The following is a 23217-nucleotide window of genomic DNA, read 5'->3' as shown; positions in this document are numbered from 1 at the left end:
AAAAGTCGGGCTCCTTATTTAGAAGTTAAATAAAAGCATGTCTGTCAGTGAAAAATCGAATAGGCCGCTGTTTGATCTTGACCTGTTGCGCGCGGTGGTGATGGTCAGCGACTGCGGCAGCTTCACCACGGCGGCGGCGCGCCTGCATTCAACCCAGTCGACGGTCAGCCAGAAAGTCAGGCGGCTGGAGGAGATGGTCGGGCACAAGCTGCTCGAGCGCGGCAACCGCGACGTGCTGGCCACCGACGCCGGGCAGACGCTGCTCGGTTACGCCCGGCAGATGCTTGCCTACAACGACGAGATGCTTGAGGCGATGTCGGGCGCCACGGTGGCGGTGACCGTGCGCCTGGGCGTGCCGGAAGACTTTGCCGCCGGGCGCACCACCCATCTGCTCTCGACCTTCAACCGCAAACATCCGCAGGTCAAGCTGGAGGTCACCAGCGGCCTGTGCCGCGACCTCAGCGCCAGCTACGACAACGGCGAGCTCGACCTGATTTTGCTCAAGCAGCGGCGTAACAGCCGTGAGGCGGTGGCCTGCTGGCCCGAGAAGCTGCAATGGATCGACAGCGCCAAGAACCCGGCCTTCGACCAGGACCCGGTGCCGCTGGTGACTTTTCCGCCGCGCGGCCTATACCGCGACGACATGATCGGCGCCATCGAGCGCATGGGCCGCCGTTGGCGCATCAGTTTCACCAGCTCCAGCCTCAGCGGCCTGCAGGCGGCGGTGGCCAACGGCATGGGCATCAGCCTGCTGCCGCTGCGGGCGGTTACCGCCGAACATTTAAAGCTGACTTCGGAACACGGCTTGCCGTCGATCGATGCCATGGAAGTGGCGATCATTCATCGGCCAACCGCCGATGCCATGGTCAAGGAACTGGCTGCGGAACTGGCGCGCACCCTGGCTAGCGAGTAGGGCGGTTTCGCCAGGCTCACAGCGTATCGGCAGGCTGCGCGGCAGGGCGGTACAGCTGGACGCGGTTGCGGCCCTGGCGCTTGGCCGCGTACAGGGCGTTGTCGGCCATCGACAGCAGGCGCGACAGGTCGTGCTCGCCCGGGCGGCTGGCGCCGACGATGCCGATGCTGACGCTGAGCAGCCCGGGCTCAAGCAGCGGCAATTCATAAAAGCTGCTGCAGATGCGCCGGGCCACGCGCAGCGCCGAGTGCTCGTCAGTGTTGGCCAGCAGGCAGGCGAACTCTTCGCCGCCGATACGGGCGAAGACATCTTCCTCGCGCACGCTCAGGCGGGTCACCTGGCTGAAGGCGATCAACGCCTGGTCGCCGGTCTGGTGGCCGTAGACATCATTGAGGCGCTTGAAATGATCGAGGTCGCACAGCAGCAGGCTCACCGGCTCGCCACGCCGGGCGCAGTCGGCCAGCAGTTCGGCACCGCGCGACATGAAGGCGCGGCGGTTGCCGATATCGGTCAGCGGGTCGGTGTAGGCGGCGGCCTTGAACTTGAGCTCGGTGCGTTCGCGGACCATGGCCAGGGTCACGTAGGCGATGCCGATGGCGTAGAGCATCGACTCGAACAGCATGAACGAGAAAAACCCGGTGCCGTGGCCGTCGCTGGCGATCGCCTGTTCCAGCGATACGCCATGGTCGGCGAAGCTGCGCACGCAGTAGAAGCCGCTGTGGCCCAGCAGCAGGAGCAGGGTTGGCAGGTAGGCGACTTCCAGGCGCTTGCGGTCGCGCCATAGCTCAAGCACCGCCAGGCAGCCGTAGCAGGCAGTGAGCATGGAATAGACCGTCACGCGCAGGCCCAGGTCATCGGTAAAGCCTGGCGTCAGCGACCAGGTAAACCAGAACAGGGCGCCAGCGAAAATCCCCGGCAGGTGCGCCGGGCGTCCGCTGAACGCGCGCATGCTGGCCCAGTTCAACGCGGCGCTGAGCAGCAGCACCATGTTGCCCAGCACCAGGGCGATGAAGTCCGGGGCGTTGCCGCGCAGGCTGATCAACGCCGTGCCGCCAGCGGCGAGCAACAGCATGCTGCCCAAATAGCCCAGGGTTCGCTCGCGCACGCCGCGGCTCCAGGCGTGCAGGGTCAGCAGGCCCATCAGGGCAAAGATGAAAATGGCCACCAGCAACAGGGTCGGGATGCTCAGCAGCAAGGGTATCGCTCTCCGCTCATGGCCGGGTGGCCAACCGGCCAGCGCCGGTTTTCAGCGGCATGCTAGCCGAGCCGGTGTTGCATTGTCAGCATCCGGCTGCCTTGAACTGCGGCTTGGGCTATGCTGATGGCCGATCTGCAGCCCATTCGGAATCTTCGCTCCATGATGCTGACCCAGCAATTTCCCGATATTTCCCTGGCCGACACCCTGTTCGTCTTCGCCCTTGAGGCGGAGGCCGGCGAGCTGTTTACCGAGATGAACACGCTGTTCACCGGCATCGGCAAGGTCAACGCCGCCATTGCCCTGACCAAGGCCATCCAGCAACGCAAGCCCAAACTGATCGTCAACCTCGGTTCGGCCGGCAGCGCCGGCCATGGCAAGGGCGCACTGGTGTGCTGCACGGGCTTCGTGCAGCGCGACATGGACGTCACGCCGCTGGGTTTTGCCCGCTACGAGACGCCGCTCTCCGACATCCCGGTGCTGCTTGAGCATGGCCAGCGCGTTGCGGGCTTGCCGCTGGGCATTTGCGGCAGCGGTGACAGCTTCGAAATCAGTCACGGCGCTGCCCCGTACGACATCGTCGACATGGAGGCCTACGTGCTGGCGCTGATCGCCCGCAACGAAGACATTCCCTTCCTGTGCCTTAAGTACATTTCCGATGACGCTGGCAGCGACGCCGCAGACGACTGGTCGGTGCAGGTGCACCTGGCCGCCGAAGCCTTCAAGCGGGTGCTGTTCAGCCCCCAGGGTTGAGCCTGTGGTGGCGGCCTGAAACCGGCCAAGATGCGCGGGTGCGCCACATTGTTGCGCCTGCGCGTCGCGGCGATTGTGGCGCCTGCCTGCGTGCGGTATGAGTAGCCGACTCCCGCCGCCCAAGAGCGGGAGATCACAAGGAACGCCCCGAATGCCTCAGCTCAAGAACGCGATCTCTCTGGCCTTGCTGTTGCTGGCCACCCCTCTGGTTCACGCGCAAGCCACCACCCCCGAAACCACCGTACGCTCCAACCTGCTGGTCGATGCAGTGGCCTGGCGGCAGACCGCGGCCGAGTTCCGCGCCCTGTACTACCAGGGTTTCAACGTCGCCAAGGCGCGCCTGGACCAGGCCCTGGCCCAGCAGAAGCCGGGCGACAAGAAGCCTGCGATCATCAGCGATATCGACGACACCATCCTCAGCAGCAACACCTACTGGGGCTTTCTGATCGGCCAGGACAAGGAGTTCTTCGATGACGCGGTGTGGGACCGCTGGGTCGCCGCCAATGGCCCGACCCTGACCCCGGGGGCGCTGGAGTTTCTTGAGTATGCCAAGTCGCGCGGCGTGGAGATCTTCTACGTCTCCAGCCGCGACCAGGGCGACAAGACCTACGAGTACGCGCTCAACAACCTGCGCGCGCTCAAGGTGCCGTATGCCGACGAAGCCCACGTGACCATCCTGCGTGAAAGCTCGAACAAGGAGCCGGCCCAGCACAAGATCGCCGAGCAGTACAACGTGCTGCTGATGCTCGGTGACAACCTCAACGACTTCGAGCGCAGCTTCTACGTCGACAAGGTCGAGCAGCGTGCGCAGCTGGTGGACGCCAGCCGCAGCAAGTTTGGCGGCCAGTACATCATCTTCCCCAACCCCACCGACGGCCATTGGCTCAAGGCTATTTTCGGCGAGTCGGAACCGGCCGACACCCCGGCCAACCGGGCCAAATTCCGCGACGCCGCGCAGCAGGGCGCCTGGAAGCCGGCCAACTGATTGAGCCAGGCCCTGAAACAAAAAATCCCGCAGGCCGAGAGGCCTGCGGGATTTTCAATGCAACCGTGAAACTTAGCGCTGCGGGTTGAGCACCAGGTTCATGTGACGGTTTACATCCTTGTACAGCAGGTAGCGGAACGGGCCCGGGCCGCCGGAGTAGCAAGCCTGCGGGCAGAAGGCGCGCAGCCACATGAAGTCACCGGCCTCGACCTCGACCCAGTCCTGGTTCAGGCGGTAAACGGCTTTACCTTCGAGCACGTACAGACCGTGCTCCATGACGTGGGTCTCGGCGAACGGAATCACGCCGCCTGGCTGGAAGGTGACAATGTTGACGTGCATGTCGTGACGCATGTCGGCCATGTCGACGAAGCGGGTGGTGACCCAGGCGCCGTCGGTACCCGGCATCGGGATCGGCGCGATGTCTTTTTCGTTGGTGACGAACGCTTCCGGCAGGGCCAGGCCTTCAACCACCTGGTAGTGCTTGCGGATCCAGTGGAAGGTGACGTTCTTGCCACTGTTGTTGCGCAGGCTCCACTCGGCGGCCGGTGGAATGAAGGCGTAGCCGCCTTCCTTGAGGGTGTACGGCTTGCCTTGCAGGGTGATGTCGATTTCGCCTTCGACCACGAACAATACCGCTTCGGCGTTCTTGTCCAGCTCAGGACGCTCGCTGCCGCCTTCTGGCGCCACTTCGACGATGTACTGCGAGAAGGTCTCGGAGAAGCCGGTCAGCGGGCGGGCGATGACCCACATGCGCATCTTGTCCCAGAACGGCAGGTGGCTGGTGACGATGTCACGCATCACGCCTTTGGGGATGACCGCATAGGCCTCGGTGAACATGGCACGGTCGGTCAGCAGTTCGGTCTGCGCCGGATGGCCGCCGTGGGGAGCGTAGTAATTGGACTTCGACATGGAACACCTTCTGTCGTTGTTGTTCTGGGGTTTTGTGTTGCATCGCCCGTGGGCGATTGTCTTTCTCTGCGGCGCAAGCCGGCAGAAACATGTTTGTTAGCGGGCGCGGACCTCGAACTGCAGGGCCGGCGCTGCCGGCACCAACTGGCCGCGGCGCACCAGGCGGCGCTCGGACGGTGCCGCGGCGACTGCGGCGGCGCCGTTGTCAGCCTTGAGCACGATAAAGGTCGCTTCATTGCCGACCTTCAGACCGTAGTCGCTTTTGCCCAGCACTGCCGCACCGGCGGTGGTGGCCATGGCCAGTGCCACGTTCAAATCTTCATCACTGTAGAAGCCCGAGCGGTAGCCGATCAGCATGGCGCGCTGGAGCATGTCGGCGTTGCCGTAGGGCCACCAGGCATCGCGAATATTGTCGTTGCCGGCGAACACGTTCACCCCGGCGGCGCGCAGGCGCAAGATCGGCGGGAAGCCATGATCGCCCGGAGCGTTGGTCATGATCGCTACCCCGGCCTCGGCGAGGGTGGTGGCGGTACGCGCCACTACCTCGTCGTCGACCTGGCCCAGGGCATAGGCGTGGCTGACCGCAACGCGGCCATTGAGGCCGGCGGCGCGGGTGCGGGCGGCGATCGTTTGCAGTTGTTCGATGCCTTGCAGGCCGGGCTCGTGCAGGTGGATGTCGATCTTCACCGCATGGCGCTCGGCAATGCCGAAGACTACATCGAGCTGACCGTCGGCGTCGCCGTCGAGGGTGGTCGGGTCGATGCCGCCGATCACCTCGGCGCCTTCACGAATTGCCGCTTCCAGCACCTGCGCAGTGCCAGGGCAGGACATCACCCCGGCTTGCGGGAAGGCCACCAGCTCGATATCGACGATGCCGCGCCATTTCTCCCGCGCCTCCAGCACCGCCTGCAGGTTGCGCAGGCCGGTGGTGGCATCGACGTCGACATGGCTGCGCATGGCCACGGTACCGAACGCTACTGCCTGGCGGATCAGCGCCTCGGCACGTTCGAGCATCGGTGGGGCAGCGGCCAGTTCGCGTTTTTCGATGGCCAGGCGTTCACGCAGGCTGCCCACCGCTTGATGCGGGTGCCAGCGATCGCCGACAAAACTCTTGTCCAGGTGAATGTGGCCGTCGATCAGGCCGGGCAGCACCAGGTGGCCGGCCAGGTCGACGACCTCGGCACCTGCGCTGGGCGCACGTTCGCTGCCCAGGCTGACAATGCGCCCGTCGGCAACCGCAAGGTTGAGCGGGCTGCCATCGGCAGCAACAGCGTTGACGAATACTCGATCGATCATTTTCCAGCCCTTTGCCTGCTACTGATTCACACCCTATAGAAAGACCGCACCTATCCACAAATTAAATATTGGAATCGGTTGCAGTGGTTTTCTGAATGCGAACCCCGGGCTTGAGGCGGGCTCAGCCCAGCAGGTGCTTGAGCGGGTGATAGTCGGCCTTGAGCGTTTGCGTGGCTTTGAGAATCGCCTCTTCGATGCCGCGCAGGTGGGTGCACACCAGCTCGATGGCGGCGGCTTGGTCACCGGCTTCGATAAAGCCCAGCAGGCGCAGGTGCTCGTTGCCGCGACAGGCTTCGTGGCGCTCGTCATCCAGGGTCGAGGCGTACAGCGAGCCGCGCTCGATCAGCTTGCGGAACCAGTCGAGCAATACCGGGTTGTCGAGCACCTCGGCCAGGCGCAGGTGGAATTCGCCCAGCAGGTGGACGTAGCGGCCATGGTCGCCGGCGTCGGCGGCGGCTTCTTCGGCGGCCACATGCTGGTGCAGCGGGGCGAGGATGGCGGGATCGGCGCGGCGGCACAGCTCGGTGACGATACCGATTTCGATCAGCCGGCGGGTTTCGAACACCGAGCGGATGTCATCGTCGCTGGGCAGCGAGACCCAGGCGCCCTTGTTCAGCTCGGTGGACACCAGACCGTCGGCTTCCAGTTGCTTGAGGGCGGCGCGCACCGAGGTGCGGCTGACCTTGAACAGCTCGGCCAACGACGACTCGCCCAGCTTCATGCCGGGGCGCAGGGTGCGTTTTCTGATGGCCTCGTGAACCCCTTGGTAGACGCGCTCTACCGTCGATGCGGGGTGTTTTTCCGTCATTACCAGCTCCGATATGCCTTGACCTTATAAGCATGCCGTAAATGAGGGCTGCTGTGCACCACTGATGACCCGCGACAGTTCCTGAATACACAAGTGTGTACTTGAGTAGCAAATTTATGGATACAAAAACTAGCCGTAGCGTTACTGGTTTTCTCACCGTAACGCTGTAGGCGATTGACCACTTGATCAGGTTTATTCGCTTTTCAAGTGTTCAGGTGAAAAATTAATTCTATAAAAATCAATAGCTTAAATGTGTTTATAGGATGCACGTTCAACCACTTCGCCACCCATCTGGCACACATATTGTTCGTCGAAAATCGTTAGACAATTATTGTATGCAATTTTTGTATGCATCGGCGCAGGGCAGCGCCAACACTGCGGTCCCACTCTTCAAATCCAACAATAATTCGCTGCAACGCCCTGACTCAGGGGCTGCAGAAGGAGCCCGGGGAACATGCAACTGGATACTTCCAACCCGCTGCAAACCGCCTACCTGCCGCCGCAGGCCGCGCCGCTCGAGCCGGGGGCGCTGAGCCCCAGGCTGCACAATGCCGACCTCGCGCCAACCAAGGCCGAAGGCCGGCGCTGGGGCGGCTACAGCATCTTTGCCTTGTGGACCAACGATGTGCACAACATCGCCAACTATTCCTTCGCCATGGGCCTGTTTGCCCTCGGGTTGTCCGGCTGGCAGATGCTCGCGGCGCTGAGCATCGGCGCCGTGCTGGTGTACTTCTTCATGAACCTTTCTGGCTACATGGGGCAGAAAACCGGGGTGCCGTTCCCGGTGATCAGCCGCATGAGTTTCGGCATTTATGGCGCGCAGTTGCCGGCGATCATCCGCGCGGTGATCGCCATCGCCTGGTTCGGCATCCAGACCTACCTGGCCTCGGTGGTGCTGCGGGTGCTGCTGGTGGCGGTGTCGCCGGACCTCGCTCGCTTCGATCAGGACGCGATCCTCGGCCTGTCGAGCCTTGGCTGGGCGAGTTTTATCGCCATCTGGCTAGTGCAACTGGTGATCCTCACCTTCGGCATGGAGATGGTGCGCAAGTACGAATCCTTCGCCGGGCCGGTGATTCTTTCCACCGTGCTGATCCTGGCGGTTTGGATGTACCTGCGGGTCGATGGCAACCTGGCCTGGTCGGTCGGCGAGCCGCTGACCGGCTGGACGATGTGGACCCAGGTGTTTGCCGGTGGCGCGTTGTGGCTGGCGATTTACGGCACGCTGATCCTCAACTTCTGCGACTTCGCCCGTTCCGCGCCGTGCCGCAAGACCATTCGCGTCGGCAACTTCTGGGGCCTGCCGGTGAACATCCTGGTGTTCGCGGTGATCAGCTTTGTGCTGGCCGGGGCGCAGTTCAGCATCGATGGCCGGGTGATTGACAGCCCGACCCAGATCGTCGCGGCGATCCCCGACAAGGTATTCCTGGTGCTCGGTTGCCTGGCGTTCCTGATCGTCACCGTGGCGGTGAACATCATGGCCAACTTCGTCGCCCCGGCCTTCGTGCTCTCGAGCCTGGCGCCAAGCCGCCTGAACTTTCGCCGCGCAGGCTTGATCAGCGCCACCCTGGCGGTGCTGATCCTGCCCTGGAACCTCTACAACAGCCCACTGGTGATCGTCTACTTCCTTTCCGGCCTGGGCGCGCTGCTGGGGCCGCTGTACGGGATCATCATGGTCGACTACTGGCTGATCCGCAAAGCCCAGGTGCACGTGCCCGACCTCTACAGCGAAGCGGCCAGCGGCACCTATCACTACACCCGCGGGGTCAACTACAAGGCAGTTGCCGCCCTGGTGCCCTCGGCCATTGCCGCCGTGGTGCTGTCGCTGGTACCGGCCTTCAGCGCCCTGACGCCGTTCTCCTGGTTCTTCGGCGCCGCCATTGCCGGCGGCGTGTACTACCTGATCTCTGATCGCAACAAACATTACGTGGACTGCTCCGGCGAGCACTTTGCCGTCGACAGCGCCCAGCACTGAGTTCTGCACAAGGAATACCGCAATGAGAATTCTGGTCGTAAACGTCAACACCACGCAGTCGATCACCGACGCCATCGCCCGCCAGGCGCGTAGCGTGGCCTCGCCGGGCACCGAGATCGTCGGCCTGACCCCGCGCTTTGGCGCCGAATCGGTGGAGGGTAATTTTGAAAGTTACCTGGCGGCGGTGGCCGTGATGGAGCGGGTGCTCAGCTACGACCAGCCGTTCGATGCGGTGATCCAGGCCGGTTACGGCGAACATGGCCGCGAAGGCCTGCAGGAGCTGCTCAATGTACCGGTGGTGGACATCACCGAGGCGGCGGCCAGCGTGGCGATGCTGCTCGGCCATCGCTATTCGGTGGTCACCACCCTGGACCGCACCGTGCCGCTGATCGAAGACCGCCTGAAGCTGGCCGGGCTGGACAACCGCTGCGCCTCGGTGCGCGCCAGTGGCCTGGCGGTGCTCGAGCTTGAAGAAGATCCGCAGCGGGCCATCGAGTCGGTGGTGCGCGAAGCCGAGGAGGCGGTTAATGTCGACAAGGCCGAGGTGATTTGCCTGGGTTGTGGCGGCATGGTCGGGCTGGAGGAGCGGATCCAGGCGCGTACCGGGGTGCCGGTGGTCGATGGGGTGACGGCGGCGGTGGCGCTGGCGGAGTCGCTGGTGCGCCTGAAGCTGAGTACCTCGAAGGTGCGCACCTACGCCAAGCCGCGGCAGAAGCAGATTCTGGGCTGGCCTCGGGCGATGTTGGAGTGAATGGCCTGGTCCACTTATGAAAAAGGCCCGCATTGTGCGGGCCTTTCTTACTCAGCGGTGTTTGTGCTTACGCTTGTGCTTGTGTTTATGCCCGCTGGAATCGTGACGGTTATCGTCGGCGATGTTGTTGCCCAGGGCGCCGCCGGCCGCGCCACCGAGGCCGGCACCGATGGTTGAGCCGGTGCGCCCGCCCACCTGGTTGCCGATCACCGAGCCACCAGCCGAACCCAGGCCGCCGCCGATCGCAGCTTCGGTGCGGTTGCCCTTGCGTGCGCCGACCGCGCTACCGGCGGCGCCACCGACGCCGGCGCCAATGGCTGCGCCGGTGCTGCCGCCGATCTGCTGGCCGACCACGTTACCCAACGCCCCGCCCAGGCCACCACCAATGGCGGCGGTGCCGTCGCCGGCAGCCATGGCGCCCTGGGAGAGCAGGATACCCAGCGTCAATGCAGGTAATGAGATACGCATGTTGTTAGCCTCAGGAAATACGGGGGTTATGGGAACAGCAGGCAGCTCAGTCGTGATCATCGTCGTCACGGTCGCGACGCCGGTCATGGTCGTAGTTGCGGTAGCGGTCGTCATCGCGGTAGCGCTTGTAGTTGCGATGGTCGTGATCGTCGCGGTCGTCCCAGTCGCGGGAGTAGCGATGGTCACGGTCGCCACGGCGGTAATCGTCGCGGTCGTAATCGTGGTAATAGCAGCCGGAGGCGGCCAGTACGCTGGTGATCACGGCGATTTGCGTCAGCTGTTTCAGCACTGAGGGTCCTTGATCCGCAGGGCGGTAGGGAAGGTACAAACTCAGACTGTGTTTTCGGGATTTTGTTTCCCCATGAGCGTTGTAATTTGCCGCAACAAAAAAGGCCCACCGAGGTGGGCCAAACGTTCTGAAGGGAGGAATTGGAGGATAAATCCGCGGTGGTTAAGCCGTCGTTAAGGCGGGGCCGGGTCTATAATTTTTTCGCGTTGCCCGTCTTGCCCTCTATATCCGTGCTGATGCAGCCCACTGATCAGATCCAATCGCACGATTCTCCCGCGCCGGCCTCCCAATAACACGCCTCTGGCTTCTGGAGGCGCGATCAGGAGGACTTCATGAACAAGCACAGCGACAGCGGCGCAAATTCGTCTGAACACGCCAGCAAAGCGGATGACTTGGGCTTCGACCCGGACTCGCCGGACCTCGATGATCCGCAGGTCGACCCAACCGGGCCGGCCAAGGCGCCTAACCAGCCCCGACCCGACCAGGCCGCCCGGGACAACGACTACAGCCCGGACTTCAAGTCCAGGCCCGAAGACAAACCGCGCAAGGACGCCGACATTGATACCGATGGTGGATAGCAACCGCGCAGTTGACAGGCGCGCGCATCTGCGCCAAGTTGGCCGCCTTCAAGCCTGACCTCGGTCGGGCTTTTGTTTTTTCTGGCAGGGATGTCGAACGATCGTGAAGTTTCTCAAGAAAGCCGTGTGGTTTGTCCTGTGTGTTACCTCCGGGATTGTCATGGGTACCGGGTTGTTCCAGTTCGTCGGGCCTGGCGGCAATACCGACCTGGGCGCGATGCTGGTGATGATCGCGTTCTTCATGGGCTATTTTTTGCGCCCGCAACGCCCGCGGCAAGTGGTGCGCTGAGCCATGGACTGGAAAGCCCTGGAAAACAGCCTGGTCGAGTCGGCCCGGGCCACCCTGGAGGCGCTGCTTGCTGAAGGTGTCGGGCCGCTGTATGGCGCCGCCTTCCATGCCAGCTACCGCGAAGAGGAGCGGGTCATCGACCTGCCGTCGTTTGCCGCCAACAGCCTGGCGGCGCTGGAGGAGGATCATCCGCGGCGCAAGCAGGAGGGCTTCTGGGGCGTGCAGTGGAACCCGGCGGACTGGCGCTGGGACTGGATGCTGGACGATTACGCCAACCCCTCCCTGAGTGCCCTCGAAGCGCCGTTGCAGGCTTACGCCAATCGCGCCGGGCCGGATGCCTGGACGGCGGCCGAACAGCGGTTTGTGAAGAGCGTGGCGCGCGCTGCCAAGGCGCTTAACCGCATTTACGCTAAAGACCCACGGCTGGCCAAGAACTTCATCGTGTTCTTCCATGATGAATGCGGCGGGCCGCAACTTGCGGCCAAAAGCCTGACGCCGCGCCAGTTTCTGCTGCACTTCCCCGAGCAGGACGCCACCGGCCAGGAGCGACGTCGGGTAGCCGCGCTGGCAGAGCAAGAGCAGGTGAGTTATTACCTGCGCTGCCTTGTCCGTCCTATGCCGATTGACGCTGAAGAGGCCTGCCGCTGGCTGATTGCCCGGGGTGCCAGTGCCACGGCGGCGCTGGTGCAGATGCTGCACAAGGGCCCGGAGCGCTGGCGGGCGGCGATGCTCCTGGGGCTTGCCGGGGTCGCCGACCCGGCGGCAATCGCGGCGCTGCGCTTGCAAGTGGTCAACGGCACAGAGCCGAGCACGCGCAGGTGGAGCGCCAACGCGCTGGGTTACCTGGGTGATTTCGACTGGTTGCTGGCGCAGGCTGATGACGCAGCGCTGGCGAGCTTGGCGGTGGCGGGTTGCTGCGCCAATCTTCGGGCCTTTCGGGATCAGGGCGCGCAGGCGTCGGTACTTGACTACCGGCCGCTGGAAACCCTGCTGCAGCGTTACCCGCAGTGCGCAGCGGACGCCGAGGAGGTGATCAAGCCGGGCTCCAGCTACTGCACCATCAGCAACAGCGATATCGACGAAGCGCTGCGCGGCCTGGGGTGCGAGCATGTCGCCATTCGTCGCCATGCCGCCTGTGTGCTCGACAACCGTCGACTGGGCAAGCGCAAGCTGAAAGCGGCCCTGATCGCGCTGCAGGAATGCCTCAATGATGCTGACCCGAAGGTGGCCTACCTGGCTGGCTTGACCTTGGAGTCGCTGCAACGCTGAGACGGGCAACCTGCCTCTGTCTTGGCAGCCACTGGTCCAGCGGACACAGCTCCACTGTGGGGCTTTGCCAGCGTCCTACAGGTCCGGTGTATGCAGATCTATTGTGGGAGCGGGCTTGACCCGCGATGAGGCCGGTGCAGTCAGCACATCAGCTAGCGCCTGGATTGCGACCGCTTCGCGCTCGATCGCGGGGCAAGGCCCGCTCCTACAGGTCCGGTGCATGCAGATCTATTGTGGGAGCAACTGTCTTGATCAGGCTGTTAGCACATCACCTGGCGCCTGCTCGCCTGGCGCCGCAAACACCCAACCATATAAAGGACAGCAACCAGACGTAATACCCATAGGTGTACCCGGTAACGGTGAACTGACCGTCCTCGTCATACAGGCTCACCGGCTGCCACTGCAGCGACAACCCGGCCAGCAAGGCCAGCAGGGCATAGATCAACCGGCGCCTGTCGCTACGGGTGCGGTAGGCCGCCAGGAACAAGGGGTTCGCCAGCCAGGCGAAGTAGCCGAACAGCATCGCCGGCAAGCCCAGGATGCAAGCAATGAAGCCGGAATTGATGGTGTGGCTGTACTCCTCGCGCAGCCAGTTGTGCTCCTCGCTGTGCACCGCCGGGAGCACCAGGCTCAGCAGGTACAGAGCAAGAGCCAGGTGACGCCATTGCAGCCGAGGCAGGCGCAATTTGTTCATCGCGGCAACTCGATACGCGCCAGCAGGCCACCGCCCCGGCGGTTGCTCAGCAGCAGTTCACCCCCCTGTTCGCGAACCGCCGAGCGCGCCGACGACAGCCCCAGGCCAACACCCCCGGTATCGCGGTTGCGCGAGGACTCCAGGCGAAAGAACGGCATGAACACCTGTTCCAGCGAGGCCTCGGCAATGCCCGGGCCGCGGTCGCGGATTTCGATGACGACGGCATGGGCGCCGCGGCTCAACTGCACTTCGGGCTCGCGGGCATACTTCAGGGCATTTTCCACCAGGTTGGTCACGGCGCGCTTCAAACCCAGCGGCCGGCCATGGAACACCAGGTTGGCCGGGCCTTCGAAAGCGATGCCGATCTGCTGGTCGCGGTAGTCGTCGATCAGGGTTTGCAGCAGTTCGGCCAGGTCGAACGGGGTGGTTTCTTCCAGCCGGGTTTCGTCGCGGAAAAAACCCAGCGCGGCATTGATCATGCTTTGCATCTCATCAACGTCACGGAACAGCTTGCGCTGTTGCTCGGGGTCGTCGATGAACTCGCCGCGCAGGCGCATGCGCGTCAAGGGCGCGCGCAAGTCGTGGGAGATGGCGGCGAGCATCTGCGTACGCTCGGTGACGAAGTGCTGGATCTGCGCCTGCATGGTGTTGAAGGCAGTGATCGCCTGGCGCCACTCGTGCGGGCCTTCGAGGCGGATGGGCGGTGCGCGAAAATCGCTGCCAAAGCGCCGCGCCGCCCGGGCGAAGCGCTGCAGCGGGCCGGCCAGCTGGCGGGTGCCGACCCAGGCCACCAGCAGCGCGGCAACCAGGGCCAGCACGCCGATGATGGTAAAGCGCATGGCAGAGCTCAGGCCCCAGCTGCGATATGGCGGGGTGAAGGCCAGCCAGCTGCCGTCGCTGATCTGCATGACCAGTTTGTAATGGGCGTCGGCGCTGTCCGCCGGCCAGTCGCTGGGCTGGAAGCCCTCAAGCTGGCGTGGGCTGTCGGCCAGCAGGCGCTGCAGCGGCGGGGTTTCTTCGAGGGTAATCCGCGCGCCCGGCCCGGGCAGTTGCAGGTCGGCGCGCTGGCGGCTCCACTGCACCTCGAGCAGCGGGTTGCTGGCGGCCTTGGCCAGGGTCGCGCGCAGTTCCGGTGGCGCTGCTTCGAGGGTGCGGGTGGTGACGGCGATCTGTTCCAGCAGGCCGGTCTGGGTCAACGGCGGGCGCGCCCAGACCCCGGCCATTTGCACGAACAGCACATTGAGCGCCACCGAGGTCAGCATCGCCGCGATGATGGTCAGGGCGATGCGCCGGCTGATGCTGTCGCGGCGCAGGTCGAGGCGGATCACGAGCGGCTGACCTTGGCGCTGAACAGGTAACCGCCATTGCGCACGGTGCGGATCAGCTCCGGGCGCTTGCTGTCGGGCTCGATCTTGCGCCGCAGGCGGCTGACCTGCACGTCGATGCTGCGGTCGAACGCCTCGTGGCCCTGGCCACGGGCGAGGTCGATCAGTTGCTCGCGGGTGAGGATGCGCTGCGGGTGTTCGAGGAATACCAGCAACAGGTCGAACTCTCCGGCCGACAGCGGCACCATCACCCCGTCGGGGGTGCGCAGTTCACGGCGGGTGACGTCCAGCTGCCAGTGGTCGAAATGAATCAGCGGGCGGCTTTCCTCGTTTGTCGGGCGCAGTTGCTCACCGGCCCGGCGCTGCACGGCGCGCAGGCGGGCGAGCAGCTCGCGGGCGTCGAAGGGCTTGCCCAGGTAGTCGTCGGCGCCCAGCTCCAGGCCGACGATGCGGTCACTGAGCTCGTCCATGGCGGTCAGCATGATGATCGGGATGCCGGTGTTGGCGCGCAGTTTCTGGCACAGGCTCAGGCCGCCTTCGCCGGGCAGCATCAGGTCGAGGATGATGATGTCCGGGCGCTGCTGCTCGATCGTCGCCCACATGGCCTCGCCGTTGCCGGCCAGGTCGACGTCATAGCCGTGGCGGACAAAGAACTTCTTCAGCAGGGCACAAATTTCCAGGTCGTCATCGACGATCAGCAGTCTGCTCACGTTGTGGTCCACGGGCCGTGAAAAGTGCGTATCTAAAACCATTCTGCGCTGCCGGTCATTTATTTCAATCTCGTAACATTCCTGCACGGCCGACACAAAGCGGACATCAGCCAGCAAAAGCCCTGGGGCAGGCTGTGGCCAGTTCACTCAAGAGAGTTTTCCATGCCGGCCACCCACCCGACCCAAGACTTTGACAGCAACCAGTCGCTGACCCTCGACCTGCGTACCCAGGAGCTCTGGCGCAACGCGCTGCTCAGCTACCAGGACTCGCGCCTGGGTTTGTCCAGCGACGGCAGGCACATGCTCCTCAGCCATTATTTCGAGCGCTACAGCCCGACCAGCAATCAGTGGATGGAGTACAGCTACAAGATCCCCGTGGGCGAACTGGTGCACTGGATCATGAGCCACGGCGAGCTGCACGTGGACCGCTCGACCAGCACGCCGCGCCCGGCCAATGACGGCTTCGGAGGCTGAGCATGCGCAAGCAATTGATCGTACCGCTGTTGAGCGCCTCGCTGCTGCTGGCCGGTTGCAGCCAGAACAAGGTCAGCCCCAAGGAGTACTCGGGCTTTTTGCGCAACTACGACCAGCTGAGCGAACACAAGACCGCTTCCGGCGACGCCGTGCTGCGCTGGGTCAGCCCCAAGCTGCGCATGGAGCGCTACAGCCAGGTGTACATTGCCCCGAGCCAGTTCTACCCGATGCCCAAGACCAGCCCGCAGATTCCGGCGAGCACCCTGCAGGCGGTAACCCGTTACTACGATGCGGCGCTCAAGCGCGAACTGGGCAAGGTCCTCAACCTGGTCGAGCAGCCCGGCCCGCACACCTTGATCGTGCGCCCGGCGATCACCTCGGTGGGCGCCCATACCCAGGCGCTGCATTTTTATGAATACCTGCCGGTGACCCTGGTGGCCGCCGGAGTCAGCAGCGCCGTCGGTATTCGCGATCTGGACAGCGTGATCGCCACCGAAGCAGCGTTCCTCGACGGCGGCAGCCGCGCGGTGGTTGCCGAGGTGGTGCGCAAGGGCACCGGCCTGCCGCTGGAGAACGACGATCAGGTGATGACCGCCGACAACCTCAAGGTGGTCCTTGATGGCTGGGCGCGGGACTGGCGCCAGGCCGCCGAAACCCTCCAGGCGCAGAAGCGCGGCGCCGTCACAGGGCAAACAGCCAAGGCACCATGATCACGCTGACCACCATCACCAGCAGGGTGAACGGCACCCCGACCTTGACGAAATCGCCGAAGCGATACTGGCCGGGGCCGAGCACCAGGGTGTTGACCGGCGACGATACCGGGGTCATGAACGCCGCCGAGGCGGCCAGGGCGACGATCATCGCAAAGGGGTAGGGCGAGGCGCCCAGTTGCTCGGCGGTGGTCACCGCCACCGGCGCCATCAGTACCGCGGTGGCGGTGTTGGAGATGAACAGGCCGATGATCGCGGTGATGGCGAACAGGCTGGCGAGGATCACATAGGGCCCGGCGCTGCCGAGCATCTGCACCAGGCCGTGCACGGCCAGGGCGATGCCGCCGGTTTTCTGCAGGGCCAGGGCGAACGGCAGCATGCCGACGATCAGCACCAGGCTCTGCCAGTGGATGGCGCGGTAGGCGCTGTTCATGTCGATGCAACGCCCGGCGCCCATCAGCAGGCAGCCGATCAGCGCGGCAATCACGTTGGGCACCACGCCGCTGACCATCAGCCCGACCATCACCGCCAGGCTGATCAGCGCATAGGGCGCGCGGTTGCCGGCCGGGGCGACGTTGTCGATTTCCGCTGGCAGGCTCAGTACCAGGAAGTCCCGCGGCTGGGTCTGCAACCGGCGAATGGCTTTCCAGGTTCCGATCACCAGCAGGGTATCGCCGAGCTTGAGTTTTTCTTCCACCAGTTGATCTTCGATGGCGTTCTGGTCGCGGCGCAGGCCGACCACGTTGAGGCCCCAGCGGCTGCGGAAGGTCAGCTCCAGCAGGCTCTTGCCGATCAATTGCGAGCCCGGCGGCACCGCCACTTCGGCCATGCCCACTTCCTGGGACTGGTCGATGAAGTAGGCGGCCTTGAAGTGCAGCGGTTCCAGCTGCATGCTCTGGCACAGGCTGCGCAGGTCGTCCTTGGGCGCGAACAGGTCGAGCAGCAACACGTCGCCTTCGTGCACCGTGGTGCTCGAATCGGGGCTGAGCACGCGGGTGGTGAACTTGTGCTGGCGCTCGATGCCGACCACGCTGGCGCCGTGTTCGGTGCGTAGTTTCAGTTCGCTCAGGCTGTGGCCGATCAAGGGCGAACCGGGGCGCACGCGCAGGCGCCGTTCGCGGCCGGCGAGCTTGTAGTCGATGATCAGGTCGAGCAGGGTGCGGCGGGTTTGCGCGCTGCCGTCCTTGCGCACTTCGCCGCCCAGCCAGTGGCGGGTCAGGAGCATGTAGCCAACCCCCAGCAACAGCACCACCAGGCCGAACGGGGTAAAGCTGAAGAAGCTGAAACCGCTTTCGCCATGGCGCACCAGTTCACTGTGCACCACCACGTTGGGCGGGGTTGCCACCAGGCTGAGCATGCCGCTGATCAAGCCGGCGAAGGCCAGCGGCATCATCAGCCGGCTGGGTGAGACCTGCATGCGCGCGGCAATGCTCAACACCACCGGAATGAAGATCGCCACCACCCCGGTGGAGCTCATCACCGAGCCCAGGCCGGCGACGCAGACCATCAGCAAGACAATCAGCCGCGCTTCGCTGTTGCCGGCGCGGTCGGCCATCCACTCGCCGATGCGGTAGGCGATGCCGGTACGCACCAGGCCTTCGCCGATCACGAACAGGGCGGCGATCAGCACCACGTTGGGGTCGCTGAAACCGGCCAGGGCCTCCTGCACGCTGATGATGCCCAGCAGCGGCAGGGCGACGATCACCAGCAGGGCGACCACGTCCATGCGTGGCCGGTTGGCGATGAACAGGGCCACGGCGCTGAACAGCAGGCCGAGTACCCAGAGCAGATCGTGGTTCATGCAGTCATCCTGATACCTGAAGGCTGCAAGTCTGGCAGAAAATCAGCGCCAGTTCGTTGATGTGCTGCAGCGTGCGGGGCATTGCCGCGGATCGGTGGTAGAGTGGCCGCCGATTTTTGCTCATTCAAGGAAGAACGTTTTGGACCACAACACCAGCAACTGGAAGGGCACCGCCGTGGCCCTCGGTTTCATTGGCTGCATCACGCTGATCGGCTACATCATCAACTACACCTCGACGATCAATGTCTTTCTGATCTGGGATTTCAAGGCCTACTCCTACATCGCCATTTGCTTCAGCCTGGTGGCCCTGGCGTTGCTGGGTACGTTTTTGCTCAATCACCACAACATCGACACCAACGTCTTCGGCGGCCTGCTGGTGTTGGCGATAGCGGGTATCTCGCAGATGATCTTCGGCGTCGAGCCCTCGGTGATCATGTGCCTGGCCGGGCTGTACGTGGCGGGGGTGATAGGGCTGATGAACGGCATGGCCAACAAGCGTGAAGTCGAAGAAGACGAGGACGCCGACGAGGCTTTGTAAGTTAGCCGGTGCCTGCCTGCTGGCGCAGCACCCTGAGGTCGCGGCTGTCGATCACATAGCTGCGCGCCAGCCAGTCGCCGGGCCGCTGGCAATGGCGCGACTCGGCGCACAGCCAGATGACGATCAGGCCAAAGGCGGCCTCGAGCGGCCGGGTGATGCCGCGCACCAGCGCCTGCAACAGGTTCGGCGGCTGGCCGGCGCGGTTGATCACCATCAGCCCCAGCAGCAGCTTGCCCGGGGTTCGCCCGCGCATCAGGTATTCAAATACCGGGAAGTACAGCAGCTGCATCAGCAGCATGCCGTCTTCGCCACGGCCATAGCCGAGCACGGCCAGCACAAACCAGGCGCCGAGGGCGAACAGGGTATCGAGCAGCCAGGCGCCGATGCGGCGGATGATCAGGGTGGTGCGGGAGACGTGCATGGTGATTGCGCTGATCCTTGCGAGGTAGGGCGATGGTCGCATTCCTGGCGCTTTAACGCACGGCCTGGATTGGCAGCAACCCCCTGATGCGCTCGCAATTCTTGCACCAATGGATTAACACTTATAGCCAAGGAGTATTTGCTTATTGTCGCCGGTGCTTTAACCATGTGGATTGGATCCACAGCAGGGATGCGACTCAATGGCCAGGCATATTGTCATTGTGGGTGGCGGCGTCGGCGGTACGATGCTGGCCAATCAACTGGTAAGCAAGCTCTACCCGGAAGTGCTCAGTGAGCAGGTGCGCGTGACCCTGCTGTCCAATTCCGCTCATCACTACTACAAGCCCGCGTTCATGTACGTGGCCTTCAACCAGTTCTTCGAAAACGAGCTCAAGCGCCCGCAGCGCTCGTTGCTGCGCCCGGAAATCGACTTCCAGGTGCAGGAAGTCACCCACTTCGATTTCGCCGGGCAAACCCTGCATACCCGCTCAGGCAAGCGCTACGGCTATGACTTTCTGGTGATCGCCACTGGCTGCGTGCCCGCCCCGGAGCGTATCGAGGGCCTGCAGGAGGCCGGTGACCACTTCTACCAGTACGAGCCGGCGCGGCAACTGGCGCGGCGCCTGGCGAGCATCGAGAAGGGGCGGATTTTCATCACCGTGTCGTTTCCGCAAACCCCCAACGTGCCGCACCAATGCGGCATCGCTCCGGTGGAAACCACCCTGATGCTCGACGACTACCTGCGCCAGCGCGGGGTGCGCGACAAGGTCGAGATCATCTACACCTACCCGAGCACCGCGCAGCTGCTGCGCAATTGCCTGTTCTTGCAGCGGCCCACCGGCGAGATCCTGCCGGGCATTTTCGAGCAGAAGAACATCCGCTTCCAGCGCGGCTTCACCCTCGGCAAGGTCGATCCCGCACAGCGCATTGCCTACTCCGAAGAGGGCGACGCGCAGCCGTTCGACATTCTCATGGCCACGCCGCCAATCCGCGCGGTGGATGCCGTGTTGCACAGCGGCGCCTCGCGCGCGCCGAACAACGAAGGCTGGCTGCCGACCAACCACGAAACCCTGCAGGTCTATGGCCTGGACGGCGTGTATGTGATCGGCGACAGCGTCGACCTGCCGATCAGCAAGGCCGGCGGCGCCTGCCATAACCAGGCACCGATAATCGCCAACAACATCGCCGGCGAAATCCGCCTGGGCAGCACCTGCGCGGTGTACAACGGCAAGGTCCAGGCTGCGGCGCAGATGGGCCTGGGGATGGGCATGCCGCTGTGCTACGACTACCTTCACGACGTGCTGCCGACGCCGCCGACCAAGCTTGGCAGCCTGCTGCGCAATGGATTCAACCGCGGCCTGTACTGGGCCGTGGCCCGTGGAATGCTTTGACCCGACAACGGGAGGAGCCGAGTGTCATGGATGCTATCGATTCACCCGCCGTAGTGAGCGCCAACCCGGGCCTGGACGCCCTGCTGCGCAAACTCCAGCCGCTGCTCGACAGCGGCCGCCTGGACAACGTCGTCGACCTGCTGTCACTGAGCGCCGACCTTGTCGACCTGCTCGATGCGGCCATGGTCGAGAAACTCTCGGGGCTGTTCGAGGAGGCCACGGCCCTGAGCTGGAACCTGGGCAATGCCTTGCGCATGGCCTCGGCGCAAACCCGCAACCAACCCACCCCCAGCCTGTATGGCCTGCTGTTGCTGCTACGAGACCCGCACACCCGTCGAGGGCTTGCCCTGGTACTCAGAGTATTGAATGTCATTGGACGACAGGATTGATCGCACGGAGCTAGAGGACCACCGTCATGCTCGAACCGCGTAAACGCACCACCGCACCCGGCGCCAACAGCGCCTGGGACCCCAAAAGCTACCTGCAGTTTGCCCGCCTGCGCGAACGCCCGGTGCTGGAATTGCTCGACCACCTGCACCTGGACTCACCCGAATGCATCTATGACCTGGGCTGCGGCACCGGCATCGCCACGCGCCTGCTCGCCGAGCGCTGGCCACGGGCCGAGCTGTTCGGCGTCGACAGTTCGGTCGAGATGCTCCAGGAGGCACTGGCACTGCCGATCAGCGTCAACTGGCTGCATGTCGATGTCAGCCAGTGGCAGGCGCAAAAACCGGCCAACCTGCTGTTTGCCGCCGCCGTGCTGCACTTTATCGAAGACCACGAAAGCCTGTTGCCGCGCCTGCTCGGGCAGTTGCAGGCGGGCGGCTGCCTGGCTGCGCACATGCCCAACTGGCGCGATGCGCCCTGGTACCAGTTGATGCTGCGCGCCCTCAGCGAGCCCGGGCCCAGTGGCCGGCCGTTAGGGACCCTGGAGCTGCGCAAGTTCATGGCCGCGCGCAATGTGCTGACGCTGGACAGTTACTATCGCTTGCTGGCGCCGCTGACCCGCGAGCTGGACATCTGGGAGACCGAGCACCTGCAGGTGGTCGAGGGCAATTCGCCGATCTTCGACTGGGTCAAGGTCTCGGCCCTGCGCCCGGTGCTCACTGCCCTGGACGAGGTCGAACGCCAGGCCTTTCTCGACAAGTACCTGAAGCTGTTGCACGCGCACTACCCGCAGGAGGACGACGGCCGCACGCTGTTCCCGTTCAAGCGCACCTTTATTGTCGCCACCCTGTGAATTTGCCCGGCATCAGCGCCGGGCGATGTCGTAGGGCAGCAGCACCACGTCCAGGGTCACGTCCACCGGCAGCGAGACGATAAAGGCCGCCGGGCAGACCAGGGTTGGCCAGCAGTACTGTAGGTAGGTCGGGGCGAACAGCATCGCCACATTCGAGCGGCTGCCCATGAAGGCGCCATCGGAGGGGCGCTCAGAGTAGTAGCCCGAGCCCCGACCCATGATCGAGCCGCAGGCAGAGAGGGCGAGGGTGCTGCTGAGCAGCAGGCAGGCGAGGGTTCTGATGGTGCGCTTCCTTGGCAGATGAAACCGCTGCTTTATGCGCGCGGGTTGTCTCTTTGACGCCCGGGCAATGCTACAGTCACGTCTTTTTTCTGACGAGGATGAGTCATGCGGGTAGTAATGGCGATGGTCGCTGCAGCGTTGTTGGCCGGGTGTGCGTCTTCGGCCATGGAGGCGGCGCGCGGCCAGGCGCCGACCAAGGCCTTCACCTCGACCAAGGCGGCGGATGTGGTTGCCCAGTGCATCCAGTTCGGCTGGCAGGACGAGGACGTCTTCGGGGTCGATGCCAGCGGCTACCTCGAGCCTGGCAAGCAAGGCGGCTTCACCGTCTACACCCGTGAGGCGGAGTCCTTTGCCGACATCAAGGCCCAGGGCGCCAGCACTGCGGTCAGTTACTACGCCAAGCACAACGACAACGTCGCCCTGCGGCGCATGGCGGCCCTGGCCACCTGCCTGTAAATCTGCCTAGCGCGGCATGTACCTGAGCTGCCAGCGCCGCGGGATCTTCAGCGAGATCAAGCCCAGCGCGGCGGCCAGCAGGGCGCTGAACAGCAGTGCGGCCAGATCGAAGGCCTGCTCCAGCAGCACCCCGAGCACGGCGCCGACGAACATCCCGGTCCACGGAATCAACTGCACCCGCCAGCCTTGCCGGCGCTCGCCCAGCAGCGCCCGGCCCAGGCCCCGGCCAAAGCGCGACAGCGCGCCGGTGACATAGGTGAGGCCGATCGGCAGGCCGTTCACCTCTTCAACCACGGCGTTGATCATGCCCATGGCGGTGACGGCCGAGACCAGTGCCGGCAGTTGCAGGGTGCTCGGCAGCAACGCCGCCAACCCCAGCAGCGCAGCGATGATCAGCAGCAGCGGGCACGGGCGGCGGCCGCTCAGGCGCGCGATCACCACGCCCAGGGCATTGCCGACGACAAAGGCCAGCAGCACCGCGCCAATGCGCAGGATCGGCGCCAGCTCACCTGCACCCAGCGATACCGCCAGGCGCGTGGTGTTGCCGCTCATGAACGAGACGAAATCGCCGGTGGCCATGAAGCCGATGGCGTCGGTCATGCCGGCCAGCACCGACAGCGCGGCGACAAAATACAAGCCGACCCTGCCGCGCAGGCGCGCGACCCGGGCAGAAGTAGAGGTGGAACCTGGCAGCATCCTTG

28 protein-coding genes are annotated in these 23217 nt (G+C 64.2%); 15 read left to right on the top strand and 13 right to left on the bottom strand.

What is annotated here, in order from left to right:
• Window positions 1-37 precede the first annotated feature (37 nt).
• Complete coding sequence (locus JYG36_RS17015) at window positions 38-913, top strand: LysR substrate-binding domain-containing protein (RefSeq protein ID WP_045201224.1); 876 nt, start codon at window positions 38-40, stop codon at window positions 911-913.
• Between the two features lie 16 nt (window positions 914-929).
• On the opposite strand, the gene JYG36_RS17010 is transcribed toward JYG36_RS17015, so the two are convergent.
• Complete coding sequence (locus JYG36_RS17010) at window positions 930-2108, bottom strand: GGDEF domain-containing protein (protein ID WP_045201225.1); 1179 nt, start codon at window positions 2106-2108, stop codon at window positions 930-932.
• Between the two features lie 162 nt (window positions 2109-2270).
• Here JYG36_RS17010 and JYG36_RS17005 point away from each other — a divergent pair, with 162 nt between their 5' ends.
• Both JYG36_RS17005 and JYG36_RS17000 read left to right on the top strand, forming a co-directional pair.
• Window positions 2271-2861: a phosphorylase family protein gene (locus tag JYG36_RS17005; RefSeq protein WP_195883679.1), complete on the top strand. Its 591-nt coding sequence runs from the start codon at window positions 2271-2273 to the stop codon at window positions 2859-2861.
• 151 nt (window positions 2862-3012) lie between these two features.
• The gene (locus JYG36_RS17000; RefSeq protein ID WP_213601751.1) at window positions 3013-3846 is read left to right on the top strand and encodes a 5'-nucleotidase, lipoprotein e(P4) family; all 834 of its coding nucleotides are present in this window, start codon (window positions 3013-3015) and stop codon (window positions 3844-3846) included.
• A gap of 72 nt (window positions 3847-3918) precedes the next feature.
• Here JYG36_RS17000 and JYG36_RS16995 read toward each other — a convergent pair whose 3' ends face one another.
• The 3 genes from JYG36_RS16995 to JYG36_RS16985 form a co-directional block, all read right to left on the bottom strand.
• The gene (locus tag JYG36_RS16995; protein ID WP_045201227.1) at window positions 3919-4755 is read right to left on the bottom strand and encodes a bifunctional allantoicase/(S)-ureidoglycine aminohydrolase; all 837 of its coding nucleotides are present in this window, start codon (window positions 4753-4755) and stop codon (window positions 3919-3921) included.
• 96 nt (window positions 4756-4851) lie between these two features.
• Complete coding sequence (locus tag JYG36_RS16990; protein WP_213601750.1) at window positions 4852-6051, bottom strand: amidohydrolase family protein; 1200 nt, start codon at window positions 6049-6051, stop codon at window positions 4852-4854.
• 121 nt (window positions 6052-6172) lie between these two features.
• Complete coding sequence (locus JYG36_RS16985) at window positions 6173-6859, bottom strand: GntR family transcriptional regulator (RefSeq protein ID WP_045201229.1); 687 nt, start codon at window positions 6857-6859, stop codon at window positions 6173-6175.
• A 454-nt stretch (window positions 6860-7313) separates the two neighbouring features.
• Here JYG36_RS16985 and JYG36_RS16980 point away from each other — a divergent pair, with 454 nt between their 5' ends.
• A complete protein-coding gene (locus JYG36_RS16980; RefSeq protein ID WP_045201230.1) occupies window positions 7314-8831 on the top strand; it encodes an NCS1 family nucleobase:cation symporter-1 in 1518 nt (505 codons plus the stop codon).
• 22 nt (window positions 8832-8853) lie between these two features.
• Complete coding sequence (locus JYG36_RS16975) at window positions 8854-9582, top strand: aspartate/glutamate racemase family protein (RefSeq protein WP_213601749.1); 729 nt, start codon at window positions 8854-8856, stop codon at window positions 9580-9582.
• A 51-nt stretch (window positions 9583-9633) separates the two neighbouring features.
• Here the strand turns inward: JYG36_RS16975 and JYG36_RS16970 are convergent, their stop codons facing one another.
• Window positions 9634-10050 (bottom strand): glycine zipper domain-containing protein, encoded by a 417-nt coding sequence (locus JYG36_RS16970; RefSeq protein WP_093384495.1) that lies wholly within the window; start codon window positions 10048-10050, stop codon window positions 9634-9636.
• Between the two features lie 46 nt (window positions 10051-10096).
• On the bottom strand, window positions 10097-10339 hold the full coding sequence (locus tag JYG36_RS16965; RefSeq protein WP_213601747.1) for a hypothetical protein: 243 nt from the start codon (window positions 10337-10339) through the stop codon (window positions 10097-10099).
• Window positions 10340-10671: 332 nt separating this feature from the next.
• Between JYG36_RS16965 and JYG36_RS16960 the strand changes: the two genes are divergently transcribed.
• The 3 genes from JYG36_RS16960 (at window position 10672) to JYG36_RS16950 (ending at window position 12475) form a co-directional block, all read left to right on the top strand.
• Window positions 10672-10917, top strand: coding sequence for a DUF6021 family protein (locus JYG36_RS16960; protein ID WP_093384492.1), 246 nt, complete (start codon window positions 10672-10674; stop codon window positions 10915-10917).
• Between the two features lie 103 nt (window positions 10918-11020).
• Window positions 11021-11206 (top strand): hypothetical protein, encoded by a 186-nt coding sequence (locus JYG36_RS16955; protein ID WP_143013292.1) that lies wholly within the window; start codon window positions 11021-11023, stop codon window positions 11204-11206.
• A 3-nt stretch (window positions 11207-11209) separates the two neighbouring features.
• Window positions 11210-12475 (top strand): DUF4303 domain-containing protein, encoded by a 1266-nt coding sequence (locus JYG36_RS16950; RefSeq protein WP_213601745.1) that lies wholly within the window; start codon window positions 11210-11212, stop codon window positions 12473-12475.
• A 268-nt stretch (window positions 12476-12743) separates the two neighbouring features.
• Here the strand turns inward: JYG36_RS16950 and JYG36_RS16945 are convergent, their stop codons facing one another.
• Genes JYG36_RS16945 through JYG36_RS16935 form a run of 3 tightly spaced genes read right to left on the bottom strand, consistent with a single transcriptional unit; the run spans window position 12744 to window position 15204 of the window.
• Entirely contained in the window at window positions 12744-13169 is a 426-nt protein-coding gene (locus tag JYG36_RS16945; RefSeq protein ID WP_213601743.1) for a hypothetical protein, read from the bottom strand.
• Window positions 13166-14497, bottom strand: coding sequence for an ATP-binding protein (locus JYG36_RS16940; protein WP_213601741.1), 1332 nt, complete (start codon window positions 14495-14497; stop codon window positions 13166-13168). The genes JYG36_RS16945 and JYG36_RS16940 overlap by 4 nt, the downstream gene beginning before the upstream one ends.
• Window positions 14494-15204, bottom strand: coding sequence for a response regulator (locus JYG36_RS16935; RefSeq protein ID WP_283817133.1), 711 nt, complete (start codon window positions 15202-15204; stop codon window positions 14494-14496). Before JYG36_RS16935 ends, JYG36_RS16940 begins: the two co-directional genes overlap by 4 nt.
• A 162-nt stretch (window positions 15205-15366) precedes the next feature.
• Here JYG36_RS16935 and JYG36_RS16930 point away from each other — a divergent pair, with 162 nt between their 5' ends.
• A complete protein-coding gene (locus JYG36_RS16930; protein WP_093384477.1) occupies window positions 15367-15678 on the top strand; it encodes a hypothetical protein in 312 nt (103 codons plus the stop codon).
• A 2-nt stretch (window positions 15679-15680) separates the two neighbouring features.
• Window positions 15681-16388, top strand: coding sequence for a DUF3313 domain-containing protein (locus JYG36_RS16925; protein WP_093384474.1), 708 nt, complete (start codon window positions 15681-15683; stop codon window positions 16386-16388).
• On the opposite strand, the gene JYG36_RS16920 is transcribed toward JYG36_RS16925, so the two are convergent.
• Window positions 16360-18189, bottom strand: a complete 1830-nt coding sequence (locus tag JYG36_RS16920; protein ID WP_213601737.1) for an SLC13 family permease — start codon at window positions 18187-18189, stop codon at window positions 16360-16362. The genes JYG36_RS16925 and JYG36_RS16920 overlap by 29 nt on opposite strands.
• Window positions 18190-18328: 139 nt before the next feature.
• On the opposite strand from JYG36_RS16920, the gene JYG36_RS16915 reads away from it, so the two are divergent.
• On the top strand, window positions 18329-18727 hold the full coding sequence (locus JYG36_RS16915) for a hypothetical protein (RefSeq protein ID WP_045201241.1): 399 nt from the start codon (window positions 18329-18331) through the stop codon (window positions 18725-18727).
• Between the two features lies 1 nt (window position 18728).
• On the opposite strand, the gene JYG36_RS16910 is transcribed toward JYG36_RS16915, so the two are convergent.
• Window positions 18729-19148, bottom strand: coding sequence for an RDD family protein (locus tag JYG36_RS16910; RefSeq protein WP_213601735.1), 420 nt, complete (start codon window positions 19146-19148; stop codon window positions 18729-18731).
• Between the two features lie 199 nt (window positions 19149-19347).
• Between JYG36_RS16910 and JYG36_RS16905 the strand changes: the two genes are divergently transcribed.
• Genes JYG36_RS16905 through JYG36_RS16895 form a run of 3 tightly spaced genes read left to right on the top strand, consistent with a single transcriptional unit; the run spans window position 19348 to window position 21778 of the window.
• A complete protein-coding gene (locus tag JYG36_RS16905) occupies window positions 19348-20538 on the top strand; it encodes an NAD(P)/FAD-dependent oxidoreductase (protein ID WP_213601733.1) in 1191 nt (396 codons plus the stop codon).
• A 26-nt stretch (window positions 20539-20564) separates the two neighbouring features.
• Window positions 20565-20927, top strand: coding sequence for a DUF1641 domain-containing protein (locus JYG36_RS16900; RefSeq protein ID WP_195883694.1), 363 nt, complete (start codon window positions 20565-20567; stop codon window positions 20925-20927).
• 26 nt (window positions 20928-20953) lie between these two features.
• The gene (locus JYG36_RS16895; protein WP_213601731.1) at window positions 20954-21778 is read left to right on the top strand and encodes a methyltransferase domain-containing protein; all 825 of its coding nucleotides are present in this window, start codon (window positions 20954-20956) and stop codon (window positions 21776-21778) included.
• Window positions 21779-21790: 12 nt separating this feature from the next.
• Here JYG36_RS16895 and JYG36_RS16890 read toward each other — a convergent pair whose 3' ends face one another.
• On the bottom strand, window positions 21791-21946 hold the full coding sequence (locus tag JYG36_RS16890; RefSeq protein WP_176794274.1) for a YceK/YidQ family lipoprotein: 156 nt from the start codon (window positions 21944-21946) through the stop codon (window positions 21791-21793).
• Between the two features lie 219 nt (window positions 21947-22165).
• On the opposite strand from JYG36_RS16890, the gene JYG36_RS16885 reads away from it, so the two are divergent.
• The gene (locus JYG36_RS16885) at window positions 22166-22516 is read left to right on the top strand and encodes a DUF2322 family protein (protein WP_045201247.1); all 351 of its coding nucleotides are present in this window, start codon (window positions 22166-22168) and stop codon (window positions 22514-22516) included.
• Between the two features lie 6 nt (window positions 22517-22522).
• On the opposite strand, the gene JYG36_RS16880 is transcribed toward JYG36_RS16885, so the two are convergent.
• Window positions 22523-23212 (bottom strand): YoaK family protein, encoded by a 690-nt coding sequence (locus tag JYG36_RS16880; RefSeq protein ID WP_045201248.1) that lies wholly within the window; start codon window positions 23210-23212, stop codon window positions 22523-22525.
• Window positions 23213-23217: the final 5 nt, after the last annotated feature.

Origin of the sequence: Pseudomonas sp. SORT22 (assembly GCF_018417635.1) — a bacterium.
Classification (GTDB): Bacteria; Pseudomonadota; Gammaproteobacteria; order Pseudomonadales; family Pseudomonadaceae; genus Aquipseudomonas.
This window is presented reverse-complemented; position numbering and strand designations above follow the sequence as displayed.

Excerpts from the sequence above, each read along its gene's own strand:
- JYG36_RS16880 (WP_045201248.1), bottom strand. The coding sequence starts at position 23,212 with ATGCTGCCAGGTTCCACCTCTACTTCTGCCCGGGTCGCGCGCCTGCGC.
- JYG36_RS16970 (WP_093384495.1), bottom strand. The coding sequence starts at position 10,050 with ATGCGTATCTCATTACCTGCATTGACGCTGGGTATCCTGCTCTCCCAG.
- JYG36_RS16930 (WP_093384477.1), top strand. The coding sequence starts at position 15,367 with ATGCCGGCCACCCACCCGACCCAAGACTTTGACAGCAACCAGTCGCTG.
- JYG36_RS17000 (WP_213601751.1), top strand. The coding sequence starts at position 3,013 with ATGCCTCAGCTCAAGAACGCGATCTCTCTGGCCTTGCTGTTGCTGGCC.
- JYG36_RS16975 (WP_213601749.1), top strand. The coding sequence starts at position 8,854 with ATGAGAATTCTGGTCGTAAACGTCAACACCACGCAGTCGATCACCGAC.
- JYG36_RS16985 (WP_045201229.1), bottom strand. The coding sequence starts at position 6,859 with ATGACGGAAAAACACCCCGCATCGACGGTAGAGCGCGTCTACCAAGGG.
- JYG36_RS16945 (WP_213601743.1), bottom strand. The coding sequence starts at position 13,169 with ATGAACAAATTGCGCCTGCCTCGGCTGCAATGGCGTCACCTGGCTCTT.
- JYG36_RS16990 (WP_213601750.1), bottom strand. The coding sequence starts at position 6,051 with ATGATCGATCGAGTATTCGTCAACGCTGTTGCTGCCGATGGCAGCCCG.
- JYG36_RS17015 (WP_045201224.1), top strand. The coding sequence starts at position 38 with ATGTCTGTCAGTGAAAAATCGAATAGGCCGCTGTTTGATCTTGACCTG.
- JYG36_RS16950 (WP_213601745.1), top strand. The coding sequence starts at position 11,210 with ATGGACTGGAAAGCCCTGGAAAACAGCCTGGTCGAGTCGGCCCGGGCC.
- JYG36_RS16960 (WP_093384492.1), top strand. The coding sequence starts at position 10,672 with ATGAACAAGCACAGCGACAGCGGCGCAAATTCGTCTGAACACGCCAGC.
- JYG36_RS16910 (WP_213601735.1), bottom strand. The coding sequence starts at position 19,148 with ATGCACGTCTCCCGCACCACCCTGATCATCCGCCGCATCGGCGCCTGG.
- JYG36_RS16895 (WP_213601731.1), top strand. The coding sequence starts at position 20,954 with ATGCTCGAACCGCGTAAACGCACCACCGCACCCGGCGCCAACAGCGCC.
- JYG36_RS16885 (WP_045201247.1), top strand. The coding sequence starts at position 22,166 with ATGCGGGTAGTAATGGCGATGGTCGCTGCAGCGTTGTTGGCCGGGTGT.
- JYG36_RS16900 (WP_195883694.1), top strand. The coding sequence starts at position 20,565 with ATGGATGCTATCGATTCACCCGCCGTAGTGAGCGCCAACCCGGGCCTG.
- JYG36_RS16905 (WP_213601733.1), top strand. The coding sequence starts at position 19,348 with ATGGCCAGGCATATTGTCATTGTGGGTGGCGGCGTCGGCGGTACGATG.
- JYG36_RS16890 (WP_176794274.1), bottom strand. The coding sequence starts at position 21,946 with ATGGGCAGCCGCTCGAATGTGGCGATGCTGTTCGCCCCGACCTACCTA.
- JYG36_RS16925 (WP_093384474.1), top strand. The coding sequence starts at position 15,681 with ATGCGCAAGCAATTGATCGTACCGCTGTTGAGCGCCTCGCTGCTGCTG.
- JYG36_RS16980 (WP_045201230.1), top strand. The coding sequence starts at position 7,314 with ATGCAACTGGATACTTCCAACCCGCTGCAAACCGCCTACCTGCCGCCG.
- JYG36_RS16995 (WP_045201227.1), bottom strand. The coding sequence starts at position 4,755 with ATGTCGAAGTCCAATTACTACGCTCCCCACGGCGGCCATCCGGCGCAG.
- JYG36_RS17005 (WP_195883679.1), top strand. The coding sequence starts at position 2,271 with ATGATGCTGACCCAGCAATTTCCCGATATTTCCCTGGCCGACACCCTG.
- JYG36_RS16920 (WP_213601737.1), bottom strand. The coding sequence starts at position 18,189 with ATGAACCACGATCTGCTCTGGGTACTCGGCCTGCTGTTCAGCGCCGTG.